This is a genomic window from Litorimonas cladophorae (assembly GCF_014652455.1).
Taxonomy (GTDB): domain Bacteria; phylum Pseudomonadota; class Alphaproteobacteria; order Caulobacterales; family Maricaulaceae; genus Litorimonas; species Litorimonas cladophorae.
In genome coordinates, this window is record NZ_BMYV01000002.1 from 168,253 (window position 1) to 184,022 (window position 15,770).

The 15,770-nt window shown below is 53.0% G+C and carries 13 protein-coding genes; 9 read left to right on the plus strand and 4 right to left on the minus strand.

Annotation, left to right across the window (positions count from 1 at the left end; translation table 11 throughout):
- Nucleotides 1-7 precede the first annotated feature (7 nt).
- Together IE073_RS08635 and IE073_RS08640 are read left to right on the plus strand one after the other, a co-directional pair.
- Nucleotides 8-280 (plus strand): hypothetical protein, encoded by a 273-nt coding sequence (locus IE073_RS08635; protein ID WP_189584371.1) that lies wholly within the window; start codon nt 8-10, stop codon nt 278-280.
- 74 nt (nt 281-354) lie between these two features.
- Complete coding sequence (locus IE073_RS08640; protein WP_189584373.1) at nt 355-1,293, plus strand: acetyl-CoA carboxylase carboxyltransferase subunit alpha; 939 nt, start codon at nt 355-357, stop codon at nt 1,291-1,293.
- A gap of 90 nt (nt 1,294-1,383) precedes the next feature.
- Here the strand turns inward: IE073_RS08640 and IE073_RS08645 are convergent, their stop codons facing one another.
- Entirely contained in the window at nt 1,384-2,124 is a 741-nt protein-coding gene (locus tag IE073_RS08645; RefSeq protein ID WP_189584375.1) for a TorF family putative porin, read from the minus strand.
- 247 nt (nt 2,125-2,371) lie between these two features.
- Complete coding sequence (secA, locus tag IE073_RS08650) at nt 2,372-5,098, minus strand: preprotein translocase subunit SecA (RefSeq protein WP_189584377.1); 2,727 nt, start codon at nt 5,096-5,098, stop codon at nt 2,372-2,374.
- Between the two features lie 147 nt (nt 5,099-5,245).
- Between secA and IE073_RS08655 the strand changes: the two genes are divergently transcribed.
- Genes IE073_RS08655 through IE073_RS08665 form a run of 3 tightly spaced genes read left to right on the plus strand, consistent with a single transcriptional unit; the run spans nt 5,246 to nt 7,854 of the window.
- The gene (locus IE073_RS08655) at nt 5,246-6,187 is read left to right on the plus strand and encodes a peptidylprolyl isomerase (RefSeq protein ID WP_189584379.1); all 942 of its coding nucleotides are present in this window, start codon (nt 5,246-5,248) and stop codon (nt 6,185-6,187) included.
- Between the two features lies 1 nt (nt 6,188).
- Entirely contained in the window at nt 6,189-7,415 is a 1,227-nt protein-coding gene (gene argJ, locus IE073_RS08660; RefSeq protein ID WP_373298704.1) for a bifunctional glutamate N-acetyltransferase/amino-acid acetyltransferase ArgJ, read from the plus strand.
- Between the two features lies 1 nt (nt 7,416).
- Nucleotides 7,417-7,854, plus strand: a complete 438-nt coding sequence (locus IE073_RS08665) for a (deoxy)nucleoside triphosphate pyrophosphohydrolase (protein WP_189584385.1) — start codon at nt 7,417-7,419, stop codon at nt 7,852-7,854.
- On the opposite strand, the gene IE073_RS08670 is transcribed toward IE073_RS08665, so the two are convergent.
- On the minus strand, nt 7,851-9,806 hold the full coding sequence (locus IE073_RS08670; protein WP_189584388.1) for an acetyl-CoA carboxylase biotin carboxylase subunit: 1,956 nt from the start codon (nt 9,804-9,806) through the stop codon (nt 7,851-7,853). The two genes, IE073_RS08665 and IE073_RS08670, sit on opposite strands and share 4 nt — an antisense overlap.
- Nucleotides 9,803-11,365, minus strand: coding sequence for an acyl-CoA carboxylase subunit beta (locus tag IE073_RS08675; RefSeq protein WP_189584391.1), 1,563 nt, complete (start codon nt 11,363-11,365; stop codon nt 9,803-9,805). The genes IE073_RS08670 and IE073_RS08675 overlap by 4 nt, the downstream gene beginning before the upstream one ends.
- A gap of 226 nt (nt 11,366-11,591) precedes the next feature.
- On the opposite strand from IE073_RS08675, the gene acs reads away from it, so the two are divergent.
- From acs to IE073_RS08695, 4 genes are read left to right on the plus strand one after another with little or no spacing between them, the layout of a single operon-like run.
- Entirely contained in the window at nt 11,592-13,550 is a 1,959-nt protein-coding gene (gene acs / locus IE073_RS08680; protein WP_189584395.1) for an acetate--CoA ligase, read from the plus strand.
- A gap of 44 nt (nt 13,551-13,594) precedes the next feature.
- Nucleotides 13,595-14,623, plus strand: a complete 1,029-nt coding sequence (locus IE073_RS08685) for an SMP-30/gluconolactonase/LRE family protein (protein WP_233349944.1) — start codon at nt 13,595-13,597, stop codon at nt 14,621-14,623.
- A gap of 60 nt (nt 14,624-14,683) precedes the next feature.
- The gene (locus tag IE073_RS08690; RefSeq protein WP_233349946.1) at nt 14,684-15,328 is read left to right on the plus strand and encodes an endonuclease III domain-containing protein; all 645 of its coding nucleotides are present in this window, start codon (nt 14,684-14,686) and stop codon (nt 15,326-15,328) included.
- Between the two features lie 30 nt (nt 15,329-15,358).
- Nucleotides 15,359-15,751: a DUF4345 domain-containing protein gene (locus IE073_RS08695; protein WP_189584404.1), complete on the plus strand. Its 393-nt coding sequence runs from the start codon at nt 15,359-15,361 to the stop codon at nt 15,749-15,751.
- Nucleotides 15,752-15,770 lie beyond the last annotated feature (19 nt).

Sequence of the window (15,770 nt, forward strand, 5' to 3'; positions counted from 1 at the left end):
TGACGACATGGCTTTTGAACGCCGCATGCACCCCGTATTGGCAGAAGATTTGAACGTCTTGCTTGATGACCTGTGTCGCGAGTGGGATTTTTGCGCAGGCGTGCGCGCCGCCGACTTGTTGGAAGGCGTAAAACCCCTTACGTCCAAGAAATTCACCGATGCTGTTTTGGACGCTGAAACCGAATTACCAGGCCAACGCGCGGCATGGGAGCGTCGCATCAAGCGCAAATTCGTTCAACGCTATGGCCATGAAATTAGCACGAAGACCTATTATATCTAAGCGCGCGCCTCTTTACCCCCGCCCGCACATCGCTATGGTGCGGCCTCTTATTCACGGACGGTTATAGGCAATTTATGGCCCGCACTTATCTTGATTTCGAACGCCCCATCGCTGAATTGGATATTCAGATCGAAGACGCTCTTGCCGAAGGTAAGGACGTTACTGACCTCCAAGCGAAAGCTGCCGCCGAGCTAGGGTCTCTATATGCAAAAATCGGTCCGTGGGAAAAAACCCATGTCGCCCGACATCCTGCGAGGCCGCATTATTCGGGCTATATTGAGGCGCTTGTTTCAGATTACACGCCGCTGGCGGGGGATCGCAAATTCGGTGATGATCATGCACTTCTGGGCGGACTAGGCAAAATTCGAGGTCGGTCTGTAGTTGTCATGGGTCATGAAAAGGGCACGGATACAGAGACCCGCCTTAAACATAATTTCGGCATGGCCAACCCAGAAGGCTACCGTAAAGCTGTTCGCCTGATGGATATTGCCGAGCGGTTCAATCTTCCTGTTGTCAGCTTTGTAGATACAGCTGGTGCCTTTCCAGGGCGCGGTGCAGAAGAACGCGGCCAAGCCGAAGCGATTGCCCGTTCGATTGACCGAGGCCTCTCTTTGCGCGTGCCATTTGTATCGGTTATCACGGGCGAAGGTGGATCGGGTGGCGCCGTCGCCATTGCGACAGCCGACAAGGTAATGATGCTAGAGCATTCAATCTACTCGGTGATCTCGCCAGAGGGCTGTGCCTCTATTTTGTGGCGCACGCGGGACCGCGCAAAAGACGCGGCTAAGGCCATGAAAATCACAGCACAGGATTTGAAGGGCTTGGGCGTTATTGATGAGATCATTGCCGAACCTGTTGGCGGTGCACACCGTACGCCCGATATGGCCATGAAAACCGTCGGCGCAGCCATTGTCAAGAATCTGGAAGAGTTGTCTAAGAAAACACCTGAGGAATTGATCAAAAGCCGTCGCGAGAAATTCTTGCGTATTGGCCGCTCCCTTTTGACGAAATAAGCGTTAGGTTTATACCATCCGTCATTCTGGCATAAAAAAACCCGGCCGCGTTAGCGACCGGGTTTCGCCCCCCCATTTTTATTGAGTGGCCTAGAATCCAGCAGAAATGCCTGTTCCGAGCCAGAACATTCCACCCTTTGGATCGCCATTCAGAGCGCTGTCAAAATCCAGAAGGTCTTCGGAGTTGAGCGCATAATTTGCGCCAATATAGACACCCACATCGTCAGTCAGTGATTGATTGAACGAAGCGCTGGCCGTGCCCCACTCATATGAAAAGCCGTCTCCGTCTACCAAACCAACTGTTAGGCCGAGATCTACGCTTTGATTGTCGCTGACGGCAATTGAATGCCCAACGCCACCTTCTAGGGTGAAGGCTTCGAGCGTGAGGTCATAATAGGCCGAAACGGAGGGCGATAAGGCGACATCGCCAAATCCAACGGATGCAGACACCTCATATGTCCCGGCTCCGCCATCTTTGGTTTCAAAGAAGTCGCCACCTTGTGGATAGTGATAATATGTAGCGCCGAGATCCAGTGAGATGGAGCTGTCGAGCGGTACGGAATATCCTGCGTACAGATCAAATTCGTCGCCTGCGAAGACGGAGTTTTCTCCAATCCCGGTTGAGAACCATCCACCAACAGTGAAGTTGCCAACACTGGCTTCAACATAGGGCTGGACGGCATCGTCAGCCAATGAAACGCCGCGAAAGACGTATTGGGACACAAAATCCACGCCCGTGCTGACCGACAAGTCAGAGTCTTGAGCGAAGGCGGCGGTTGGTGCCATCGCCGTGGCGCAAAGAAGTGCGGCAGCAAGTGTGAGATGCTTCATGGGTTTTTCCTCTGTAGTGCAGCCCGTCATTTTCGACGCGCTTCATGAAATCCGATGACTCGTGATTGCGCTGACTAGAGAGGGTATTGCAAAGCGTCAGAGGACCAAACACGATCAAAAGGCCCGTTTGACGCAAACGAGTGCGCGCGATGCACCAAAATGATGCGTCGTCGGGCGAGCGATGCAAAATCGCTCATCTGGGTATTTTTTAAAAGGGTGTGGCGTAACTGCCACACCATATCATGTGTTACGCGATTTTGCCATGACACTGTTTGACCTTCAGCCCGGATCCACAAGGGCAGGGACTATTGCGCGAGACGCCGACGAGAGCGCCTTCTGGCAATTGTGAGGCTGCGCCTTGTCCCTGCGTCACCATATCCATGGGCGAGCGTGGCGGTGCGGCTTGGGCCTGCATATTTGCCAGACCTGCGCGGGCTTGCTCTAGCTGATTTTGCGTAGGCGTTGGAGCCTGCTGCGCTTGTTCCTGACGTCGCATTTGGACGTTTAGCAAAGCGCGCATCATATCTTTTGTGACGTCTTCACGTAGACTGGTCAGCAAACCATCAAACAATGTGAAGGCTTCAGACTTATATTCGTTAAGCGGATCGCGCTGACCATAGGCCCGCATACCAATCACGGACTTAAGCGCGTCCAATTGCTGCAAATGATCGCGCCAATTGCGGTCGATAACTTGTAGCAAGATCTGTTTTTCGACCTGCTTGATCGAATCTTGATCCAAATCTTGGGTAAGCTGCTCATTGGCCTGATCCGTGGCTTCTCGGATACGTTTTTCAAGCTCCTCGTCGGCAATGCCTTCCTCGGCCGCCCAAGCTTTCAGCGGAAGCTCCATAAGGATGGCTTCTTTGACGCCCTTATCCAATCCCTCAATATCCCATTGTTCGGCATAGGCCTTTTTCGGAACATGCTTTTCAACCAAATCGGCAACCAGCTGATGACGGAAGTCTTCGATGACGTCAGAGACATTTTCGTCCGTCATGAATTCCATGCGCTGTTCGAAAATCGTCTTGCGCTGGTCATTCATGACATCGTCATATTTCAGCAGGTTCTTACGTTGGTCAAAGTTGCGGGTCTCAACGCGTTTCTGCGATGTCTCAATAGACTTCGTCATGAAACGGTTTTCAATTTGCTCGCCTTCCTCCCAGCCGAACTTCGTCATCATAGTCTTCAGCTTTTCACCGCCGAAGATACGCAGAAGGTCATCTTCCATCGACAAATAGAACTTCGAACGACCTGGGTCGCCCTGACGGCCCGTACGGCCGCGAAGTTGGTTGTCAATACGACGGGATTCATGGCGCTCTGTCCCCAGAACATAGAGGCCACCAGCGGCAAGGGCTTTGACCTTCAGATCCGCAATTTCAGCTTTAATCTCTTCTGTGCGGGCCTCGCGTTCAAGGTCCGACATCTCGGGCGTTAGCTCTTGCTCTAGACGCATGTCCAAATTACCGCCGAGTTGAATGTCTGTACCGCGACCTGCCATGTTGGTCGCGATCGTCACGGCCCCTGGGACGCCCGCTTGTGCGACAATAGAGGCTTCTTCTTCGTGATAACGTGCGTTCAAAACGCGATGGTCAATGCCGCGTTCTTTTAAGTAACGAGACAGGGCTTCGGATTTCTCAATCGAAACTGTGCCGACCAACATAGGCTGGCCTTTTTTTGCGGCCTCTTCGATGTCATCGACGATGGCTTTGAACTTTTCGCGCTCTGTCCGGTAGAGAACGTCCTGATCGTCAATCCGTTGGATCGGACGGTTCGTTGGAATGATCAGAACTTCAAGACCATAAGTGTCTGCAAATTCGGAGGCTTCGGTTTCCGCTGTACCTGTCATGCCAGACAATTTGTCATAGAGGCGGAAGTAATTCTGCAAAGTTACCGAGGCCATCGTTTGGTTCTCGGGCTTGATGTCGAGGTTTTCTTTGGCTTCAATTGCTTGATGTAGCCCTTCGGATAGACGGCGACCGTCCATCATACGTCCGGTAAACTCATCGATTAGCATGACTTCGCCATTTTTGACGATGTAATCTTTGTCGGCTGTATAGAGTTTATGCGCTTTTAGGGCTTGGTTGATGTGATGAACAACCGTGATGTTTTCCACATCATAGAGGCTCTCGCCCTCTAACAGACCTTTTTCTCGGAGAATGTTTTCAATCTGCTCGTTACCGCCTTCGTTAAAGGTGGCCGTGCGCGCTTTTTCATCAACGTCGTAACCTTCCGGGTCAATCTCGGGGATGATCGCGTCGATCGTCCGGTAGAGGTCGGATTTGTCATCTGTTGGTCCGGAAATCACAAGCGGTGTTCGGGCTTCATCAATCAGGATCGAGTCGATTTCATCGATGATTGCATAGGCATGTCCGCGCTGGGACATTTCCTCGACCGAATATTTCATATTATCACGCAGGTAATCGAAACCATATTCGTTGTTGGTGCCATAGGTGATATCGCAGGCGTAAGCGGTCTTGCGCGCTGGGCCATAGGCTTCGTGATTATTGATGCAGCCGACGGTCATGCCCAGGAAAGTATAGACCTGACCCATCCATTCGCTGTCGCGCTTGGCCAGATAATCGTTAACAGTGACCAGATGCACGCCTTTGCCGCTTAGCGCGTTAAGGTAGGCCGCAAGTGTTGAAACAAGTGTTTTACCCTCACCCGTTCGCATTTCAGCGATTTCGCCGCGATGCAGAGTGATACCGCCGATTAGCTGCACATCATAGTGACGTTGGCCCAAAGTCCGTTTCGCGGCCTCGCGCACAGTTGCAAAAGCTTCTGGCAGAAGATCGTCTAAAGTCTCACCGGCCTTATGGCGTTCGCGGTAAACATCTGTCTGCGCGCGCAAGGCTTCGTCAGACATCGCCTCAAACTTGGGCTCTAGATTGTTGATCTTCTCGACCAGCGGGCGGAGTTTCTTGAGTTGACGGTCATTTTCCGTGCCGAAAATCTTCTTGGCGATGCCGAGCATTGGACGTCCTGATAAGGCGATTGCGGGCCGCCTGATGCGAGCCCCGCTATGGTTTCAGTCGACTTAGGTACGGCACCGCGCTAAGTCAACGCACAGACGCTGTTTCGCGGTGTCGTCTAACAGGGGTCCCAGCAGTAGGATATGGCCATGAAAACCCTGATTTCTGTCCTTCTCACTGCTGTTCTTGTCATGTCTTGCGCTCCGCAGGACAAGGAAACGCGCCCTGCACTTGAGAACGTGGCTCGGGCCGGTGGCGATATTGTTGTCGCGCGCGTTGCGGGAACCGAAATTTTCGCCTCCGACATTGATTTGGCAGCGCAAGAGCAAAATCTGGTGGCAGAGGGCGTTAGCTTGCCGGCGACACATGAACGGTATCGTCCACTTTTGGATGAGTTGATTGATCAACGTCTTCTGGCTTTGGACGCCGAAGCAACCGGGTTAAATGCAGAGCGCGAGGCCAAAATTCGGCTGGCCGCGGCGCGGGAGCGTATTCTAGGTAATTTGCGACTTGAGCGCCATCTTCAGGATACGGTGAACGAGGCTTCGATCCGTAGAATGTATGACGAGCAAGCCAAATTGGTCGCGCGGGGGGATGAAGTGCGGGCCAGACATATTCTCGTCGAGGATAAGGCCAAAGCTGATGAGCTCTTGAAGCAAATCAAAGACGGTGCGGATTTCGCCGCCCTTGCGGCTGAACACTCTATTGATGCGGGCAGTGCAGATCGTGGTGGTGAATTGGGCTATTTCACGCGGGATATGTTAAATGGTCGTTTTACGAAACCTGTCTTTAATACGGCAAAAGGCGAATATGTTGGCCCTGTGAAATCTGAATTTGGTTGGCACATCGCGGAAGTTCTTGATCGCCGTGCCGCGACGCAGCCTAGTTTTGAAACATTACGCCCGAAGATCGCAAATTTCATGACCTTTGACGCCATTCAGGATTTGATGACCAAATTGCGAGATGAAGCGGAGGTCGTGATCGTTGATCACGCCGCAACGTCGGCTAAGGTTACATCTGAGCCTAAACTGAATGTAGACACTTCCGACTCCGAACAATCGATTCAAGGTGAAACGCCCGAAAATGAGTGACATGACAATCAGCCCTTTCGCCCCTGCGCGATTTCCAACTTTGCCACCTTTGGCCGGGTTCACCATGGCAACCGCTGAAGCGGGCGTGAAATATAAAGGTCGCACGGACTTGTGGGTTTTACGCGGTCAACCAGGCACCCAAGTCGCGGGCGTATTTACAAAAAACAAATGTCCCGGCGCTCCTGTCGATTGGTCGCGCGAAGCCTTGTCAGCGCATACGGAGGGGCCACGCATTGTGGTTGTGAACTCTGGAACTGCGAATGTTTTTGCGGGTCAGGCTGGCCGCGACGCGGTGGCAGAAACGGCGAAAGGCGCGGCTGATGTCTTTGGTTCGGATGTGGGTTCAATCCATTTGGCCTCAACGGGTGTCATTGGCGTGGCCTTAGAAGCGTCCAAATTGGTCGATCAATTCCCGAATATGACCTTAGACGGTGATGGTTGGGAAGCGGCGGCGCGTGCCATCATGACAACGGACACCCATCCCAAGGGCGCCACGGCAACAGCTAAAATTGGGAACACGACTGTCACGATCAATGGTATCGCCAAAGGTAGCGGCATGATTGCGCCTGATATGGCAACCATGTTGGCTTATGTCGCAACGGATGCCAAACTCTCGCAAAATGTCTTACAGGACCTGCTGGACGCCGACGTCGGACCAACATTTAACTCCATTACGGTCGATAGCGATACGTCGACATCAGACACGCTTCTTTTGTTGGCCAGCGGCGCGGCCGAGCATTCCGAAATATCTGATACCAGCGACGCTGCGCTGACCGACTTTCGCCGTGCGCTGCATGATGTGTTGTTCGACCTCTCTCAGCAGATCGTTAAAGACGGCGAAGGCATCTCTAAATTTGTAACCATCAAGGTTAGCGGCGCCGTGTCTGACGCATCCGCTCATAAGATCGGCATGAGCGTCGCAAACTCACCTCTCGTCAAAACCGCGATTGCGGGTGAGGATGCCAATTGGGGGCGTATTGTCATGGCTGTCGGCAAGGCGGGTGAGCCCGCAGATCGCGACACGCTTTCCATCTGGATCGGACCGCATGTGTTGGCCGAAGGCGGTCAACTCGCAACGAGTTACAAAGAGGAATATGGCGCGAGCTATATGAAGCAGGACGAGATTGTTATTCGCCTTGATCTTGGCCTCGGCGAGGGGACCGCCACGGTTTATACATGTGACCTCACCCACAGCTACATCGACATCAACGCGGACTACCGTTCCTGATATGTCCGACGCGAAGCCTAAAACGCTGTTGGTCGCAGCTTGTGCCCTGATCGATACGGATGGGCGCATTCTCATGGCGCAGCGGCCTGACGGTAAAGACCATGCTGGGAAATGGGAGTTTCCGGGTGGCAAAGTCGAAGCGGGTGAAACACCTGAACGCGCGTTGCAACGCGAGTTATATGAGGAATTAAATATCGAGCCCTGCGAAACCTGCATGCAGCCTTTCAGCTTTTCGAGCTTTGCCTATCCCGATTTTCACTTGCTCATGCCGCTATATCTATGTCGGCAATGGGACGGTTTTCTCCGCCCGAAAGAAGGGCAAGCCACGCGCTGGGTGTGGCCCGATAAATTGCGTGATCTTGATTTGGTCCCGGCTGATGTGGATTTAGCATCCGAAGTGGCGGACCGTATTCCGCGTGGACGCAGGTTCCCCTCCTAAGACGTCAGTTTAAACAAAGGTGCATCAGCTGCGACTTGGCTCCCTGCTGTGGCCAGAACCGTTTCGACGGTTCCATCAATATCAGACAAAATATCATGCTGCATCTTCATAGCCTCAACCACCGCCAGACGCGTGCCAACCTTGACGTTGTCCCCTACCGTCACGAAAATTTCGGTCAAAGCCCCGTGAAGCGGGGCGCGAATATCACCTTGGCCAATTGTCTTCGTACTTTGTTTTGAGACAGCAAGTGCGTTGATCAAGTCATAGTTTTGTGCGCCGATTTGTATTTGGATGCGTGATGGTGAGGGTCGCATCCACGAGAGGTCCGCCCGCCGATCATTTACTTTGAACCGCGCTGTCGAGGTGTCCCAAGCCTCAAGTGATATGTGGAACGTTTCATCGCCCGCCTTCACATTGAAAACGTTTGACCCCAACGCCGTGACCTCCACCCGAGTGTCGTTATATTGAAAAGGCGTGCAAATGGCCTGAGCGCTGAACCACCCCAGAAGACTTTTCGGCACGATAGCGTTCGAAGCCTCACGGGCTGCGACATATTGTGTGACGGCGGAAAGTGCCGCCAAGTCGGTCGTGAGAGGCGTTGGTGCAAGGTTTTCGTTTGAGAAATTATCTGCGATGAACGCCGTGGTCGCTTCACCCGCGGAAAAAGTTTGGGTTTCCAACGCGTCGACTAAAAAACGCCTATTCGTTTCAACACCAAACAGCACTGTGTCTTTTAGAGCTCGCACAAGTTTCCGTCGTGCCGTGTCACGGTCTGCGCCCCAAGCCGTGATCTTGGCGATCATTGGATCGTAAAAGGGTGACACATCTGATCCCGTTTCCACGCCACTATCGACGCGGACGCCTTCAGGGTACGCCAAATGAGAGATATGACCCGTCGCAGGCATAAAATCCTTGGCGGGGTTTTCGGCATAGAGACGTGCTTCGATGGCGTGCCCATTTAAGTGGATGTCGTTTTGCGTGAGGCCCAAGGCGCGCCCTTGCGCCACACGAATTTGCAATTCGACAAGGTCCAAACCTGTGATTAGTTCTGTGACGGGATGTTCAACTTGCAAACGCGTGTTCATTTCGAGGAAATAAAATTCCCCGCTTTCATCTAATAAAAACTCGACAGTGCCTGCCCCGACATAATCAACCGTCTTGGCCGCCGCGACAGCCGCGGCACCCATGCGCGTGCGCAGCTCCGCTGTCATGATCGGGCAGGGCGTCTCTTCGAGGACCTTTTGGTGTCGGCGTTGAACAGAACAATCGCGTTCCCCCAGATGGATTATATTGCCATGTTGATCGCCAAAGATTTGTACTTCAACATGCCGTGGACGAATGACAGCTTTCTCCAAGATGAGCGTGTCAGAACCGAAGGCGGAAAGCGCTTCTGCGCGGGCAGACGACAGGGCTTGCGGAAGATCCTTGTCGTTCTGGACCAAACGCATGCCGCGCCCGCCGCCGCCTGCGGCAGCCTTCACCATTAATGGGAAACCAATCTGAGTCGCCTCTTTGACTAGAATTTCATCATCTTGCTCTAAGGCTTGATAGCCTTTTAGCGTCGGAACGCCCGCTTCTATCATGCGACGTTTCGCTGTGGCTTTGTCGCCCATCAGTGAAATAGCCTCTGCTGACGGCCCGATAAAAATTAATCCTGCCGCGGCGCAGGCTTTGGCGAAATCTGCATTCTCAGACAGAAAGCCGTAACCCGGATGGATGGCTTGCGCGCCAGACGTTTTCGCCGCTGCGATGATTTTGTCGACAACAAGATAACTCTCGTTCGCAGGGGACCGCCCGATATGAACAGCTTCATCTGCGAGCCTCACATGAGGGGCATCACGATCTGCGTCGGAATAAACTGCGACGGACCGCAGTCCCATGTCCCGAATTGTACGCATGATGCGGCATGCGATTTCACCTCGGTTGGCAATGAGAACTGTATCGAACATCATAATCTGGCCACACCAAATGAACTTGGACGGAGGCCCCGTGTTTTGGCCTCCATGACAATCGGCAATAGAAGCCCAAGAAGGTTCCGTGTGTCGCGCGGGTCGATGACGCCGTCGTCCAGCAAATGTCCAGATGTATAAAAAGCGCTAGATTGGCTGTCGAAAATATCTGTTAGCTTCGCGCGGGTTGCGGCCCGTTGGTCCGGGTCAGGTGTGACTCCTGCGCGTGCGGCTTGGGCGTCAGCCACGATTTCCATAACGGTTGCGGCTTGCTCTCCCCCCATGACGCCGCTGCGTGCGTTGGGCCAGCTGAAGACGAAGTCTGGGTCATACCCGCGCCCGCACATGCCATAATTGCCAGCACCAAAACTGGCGCCGATCATTAGCGTGATGCGGGGCACATCGGCATTGGTGACGGCTTGGATCATCTTTGCGCCATGTTTGATCATGCCCGCCTGTTCATAGGCTTTGCCAACCATATAGCCTGTTGTGTTTTGCAAGAATAAGAGGGGCGTTCCAGCTTGGTTCATCAGTTGAATAAATTGGGCCGCTTTCGTCGCGCCATCGGGGTCGATGGGTCCATTGTTGGAAATAATGCCAACGGCTTGTCCGTGGATGGAGGCTTGTGCGCAGACAGTGGACACGCCGTAGCGTGTTTTAAAATCTGTAAAATCGGACCCATCAACCAACCGCGCAATGACTTCTCGAACGTCATAGGGCTTGCGATAATCAATGGGCACGACACCCGCTATTTCATCTGTATCTAAGACGGGTTCTAAATAATCATTGTCTGGCGTTTGATTTTTCCAACCTAAGCGCCCGACAATTTCACGCATCATCAGAACCGCTTCGCCGTCATCTTCGGCAAGATAATCAACTAAGCCAGAGGTGGAGGCGTGCATGTCAGCTCCGCCTAACTCATCGGCAGTCGCAATCTCACCGGTTGCGGCTTTTAACAATGGTGGCCCTGCAAGGAAGGCTTGCCCGCCATAGCCTTTAGCGCCCTTAACGCCGACGACATAATCGGAGAGGCCTGGCATATAAGCCCCGCCCGCTGTGCTGGATCCGTGTAAAATGGCCAAGACGGGAATGCCAGCTTTGGATAGGCGTGCGAGATTGGCGAATAGGGCTCCGCCGTTGATAAAGCTTTCGACAGTATAATTCAGTAGGTCTCCGCCTGCGCTTTCCACGAGATGAATAAAGGGAAGTTTCTGACGCAATGCGATTTCTTGCATACGTTCAAGCCTATACCCACCGGCCGTTGTGAGAGAGCCCGCGCGAATGCCGCTATCGTCAACAACAATCGCGCAGCGGGTTCCCGATATAAATCCGATGCCCGCGATGATGGTGCCACCCGGAACAGACTTTTCTTCATGCGGCGTGTCCAGCAAATATCCTGCCAAATTTCCTATCTCAAGGAAGGGGAAACCTGGGTCCAGTAATCGCGCCAAGCGTTCGCGCGGTAGCAGTTGTCCGCGTTTCTCAAACCGCGCCTTTTTCGATGCCGAAAGCGCGGGCGCGCGGGCGTTCAAGGCGTTCAGCGCGTCGATTTGTTCTAACATCTCAGCACGATTTTTCTGAAACACTTCACTGGTGGGTAGGGCTTTTGACGAAAAGACGGGAATGGGGCGCTCCTGAGGGACTATTCAGTTTTTTTGAATAGCGTTCATTTTTATACAGGGTCAAGCACCCAGATTTCGCGTCTTTCTCTTGACGCCCGTCGCGTATGCTATCATCCAAATGCCAACTCCGCATTTAACTCCGATTGTAGAAAGAGATCCTGCCTGCATGTCCGATATTACTCATCCTGTCCCTTCTAAATTCGCTGCGCTCGCCAATCTCTCGCCCGCGCAATATAAAGAAACCTACGCGCGCTCGATCGCGGACCCAGAAGCGTTTTGGGGGGAGCAAGCTAAACGCCTGAATTGGATGACCGCGCCAACCCAGATCAAAGATGTCTCTTGGGATAAGTCTGACCTCCATGTGCGTTGGTATGCAGATGGTATTTTGAATGTCACAGAAAATTGTCTCGACCGGCACCTTAAGACGCGTGGCGATAAAGTCGCAATCATCTGGGAAGGCGATAGCCCCGAGGAGTCAAAGACATTCACATACCGCGAGCTTCACCGCGAAGTCTGCCGTTTTGCAAATGTCATGAAAGCCAACGGCGCCAAGAAAGGCGATCGTATCACGATCTATATGCCAATGATTCCAGAGGCGGCCTTCGCCATGCTGGCTTGCGCGCGGATTGGCGCTGTGCATTCCGTGGTATTCGGCGGTTTCTCTCCCGACGCATTGGCGGGCCGCATTGTCGACTGTGATAGTACATTCGTCATTACTGCCGACGAAGGTCTGCGCGGAACGAAACGCGTACCGTTGAAAGTCAATTGCGACGCGGCCTGTGACATCGCGGCCAAAGCGGCCAAACCCGTGAAAACGGTCTTATGCGTTCGCCGTACGGGTGCTGATGTGGATTGGGATGCGGATCGCGATGTTTGGCTGGATGACGCGGTTCAGACTGTTTCCGACGATTGCGCTCCAGAGCCCATGAATGCGGAAGACCCGCTCTTCATTCTGTATACGTCTGGCTCAACAGGTCAGCCAAAGGGCGTGTTGCACACAACAGGCGGTTATCTTGTTTGGGCCTCGCTCACGCATGAGGCGGTCTTCGATTTAAAAGAGGATGACGTATATTGGTGCTCGGCCGATGTGGGTTGGGTCACAGGGCACACTTATATTGTCTATGGTCCGCTGGCGAATGGCGCGACAACGCTAATGTTCGAGGGCGTTCCAACTTATCCCGATGCCTCACGTTTCTGGCAGGTCTGCGACAAGCACCAAGTGAGCCTTTTCTACACGGCCCCAACGGCCATCCGCGCGTTGATGCGTGAAGGTGATGGGCCTGTGAAAGCCACCTCCCGCTCTAGCCTTCGATTGCTCGGCACGGTCGGTGAGCCCATTAACCCTGAAGCTTGGGAATGGTATTTTAACGTCGTCGGCGAAACACGCTGCCCCATTGTCGATACATGGTGGCAAACCGAAACAGGTGGCGCGATGATCGTGCCTTTGCCGGGCACGACGCCCATGAAACCGGGCAGTGCAAGCCTGCCATTTTTTGGCATTGAACCCGCCCTTGTTGATGCCGAAGGCAATGAATTGTTTGGTGCAGCTGAAGGAAATCTCATCATCAAGGATAGCTGGCCTGGCCAAATGCGGACAGTCTACGGCGATCACGACCGCTTTGTTCAAACCTATTTTTCGACCTACCCTGGCAATTATTTTACGGGCGATGGCTGCCGTCGTGATGAAGACGGGTTCTATTGGATTACGGGCCGCGTCGATGATGTGATCAATGTATCAGGCCACCGTATGGGCACTGCCGAAGTCGAAAGCGCGCTTGTCTCTCACGACGCCGTCGCGGAGGCCGCCGTTGTTGGCTATCCGCATGATATCAAAGGGCAAGGCATATATGCCTATGTGACCACTATCCCAGGCAGTGCGGATGATGACGCTTTGCGCTCGGACCTTATCAAACATGTGCGGCGCGAAATCGGACCGATTGCGACGCCTGATTTGGTTCAATTCGCGCCGGGTCTTCCCAAGACACGATCTGGGAAAATCATGCGTCGAATATTGCGCAAAATCGCCGAGAACAGTTTCGATGCGCTTGGCGATACATCTACATTATCTGATCCAGAGGTTGTCGACGATTTGATTGCCAAACGTATGAACCGAGCGCGTAAATGATAAAGAAAATTCTGTTTGGCTCGGGCGCTCTGATAGCAATTGGCGTGGCATACCTTAGTCTCGCGCCTGTCCCAATTGACCCCGTGAGTTGGCAGCCCTTATCGGATGAAGGGCACGTAGGCGTCTTTGCGCCCAATACGGAGCTTGCGAATTTGAGCCTTATTGCTGTGGGGGAAAGTATCGGTCCAGAGGATGTGACCGTTTTGAATGGAATGCTTTACGCGACCTCACAAACGGGCGACATCACGCGAATTGATCCAAATACGAAAACCGTCAGTGTAGTTGCCAATACGGGCGGCGTTCCACTGGGCATCGAAGCACATGACAGCGTGATCTATATTGCCGACGCCCACAAAGGTCTGTTGTCATTGACACCAGATGGAACACTTAAAACGCTCACTGACACGGTCGATGGTTCCCCGATCCTATATGCGGATGATCTCGATGTTTCGGACGACGGCGTGATTTATTTCTCTGATGCGTCGACCAAATTTGGCGCCAAAGCCAATGGCAAAACCATGGCCGCATCTTTGTTAGAAATTATGGAAAGCCGGGGAACAGGGCGCGTATTGGCCTTTAATTTGCGGACACAACAAACGTCAGTAATCGCCGATGGCTTGGTCTTCCCCAATGGCGTGGCGATGCATCCGGATGGAAGTGTTCTTGTTAATGAGACAGGCCGCTACCGGGTTTTGAAAATCGACCCCGCCAATGGACGCATGACCGACTGGATCGTGAATATGCCTGGCTTTCCAGACAATATTAATCGCGGCCCAGAGGGTACATTTTTCGTAGGTCTGATTTCTCCACGATCGGCGTGGTTAGATGAAAATGCCGCAAAGCCGAATATGCGAAAAGTTGCGATGCGCTTGCCCCCGTCTATGCGTCCGCAGGCCCAACACTATGGTCATATTGTTCAACTTGATGCTGGGGGCAATGTGCTCCGAACGTTTCAAGACCCAACAGGTGCGTATCACGACGCCACGGGCGCCATTGTACATGAGGGCATTCTCTATGTGACAAGTTTGCATGAAACGGACCTCGCCTATCGAACTTATCCCGAATTGAATTAAATCGCAGCTTTTTAAGTTGCCGGGCGTATCTAGCCTATGGTCACGCCCAGCTCCCCACTCATGCCGTTATCCGATGTCGAGGCGGTCTTACGCATTTTGTCTGACGTTATGCCGGGTGACAGTAAATCTGCACGGGGCCCAAAACGCGCCGCGTCGCCATTTCGATCCTGCGTGTCTTGCATGCTATCCGCACAATCCTTGGATCGGAATACCGCTGCCGCCACCAAAGCGCTCTTTAAACTTGCCCGCTCCCCAAAAGGGATGCTGAAGCTTTCTGACGCTGAAATTGTCGACGCGATCCGTCCTGCCGGGCTGTATAATATGAAGGCGCGAAATATCCGAAGATTCTGCGAACAACTCTTACGTGACTATGATGGGGTTGTGCCTGCCACGCGTGATGAGTTGCTAAAGCTACACGGGATTGGAAGAAAATGTGCGGATCTCGTAGCGCATTTTGCCTTTGGTGAAGCCCATATCGCTGTCGACACGCATATTCGACGTGTCTGCCAACGCACGGGACTTGCAGCTGGAAAAGTGGAGGCGCAAATCGCGGTATCGTTGGATGAGCGTGCGCCTGATTGGGCAAAGCCTGAGGCCCATTTCTGGCTTCTTCAATTTGGAAAGCGGGTTTGTAAATCCCGAACGCCCCAATGCGGGGTTTGTCCGATCCGTCAGTTTTGCCTGTTTCCAAATAAGAGCGCTTGAACATGCCGCCATTCGCGGTGATAAAGCCTTATGCGAAATTTATTCAAAATAGTTCTTATTGTTCTTTCTCTTATCCCGCTTTATTTTGCGGTGACGGGCGTTATGGGCGGCGCTGGCGTTTTGAACGGCAGCGACACTGTAGCCGCAAGTTTGGACAATCAATTCCGATATTTGAGCGCTTATTATCTCTCCCTTTTTTTCCTTATTTGGTACGTCCTAGGCGACATTGATACGCGCGGCACTGTTCTTCGATGGCTCGTTTTAGCTATATTTTTGGGAGGTCTGGCGCGTCTCTACAGCTATTTGCAAGTTGGCACGCCGACACCGGATATGATGCTGGGCATGGCGCTGGAGTTAGGCGCACCCATACTGGTCCTCTGGCACCGCATGCTTGAACGGTCTGTTGGACCCGTTGTTCCGTAACTAAACCAACACATTATTC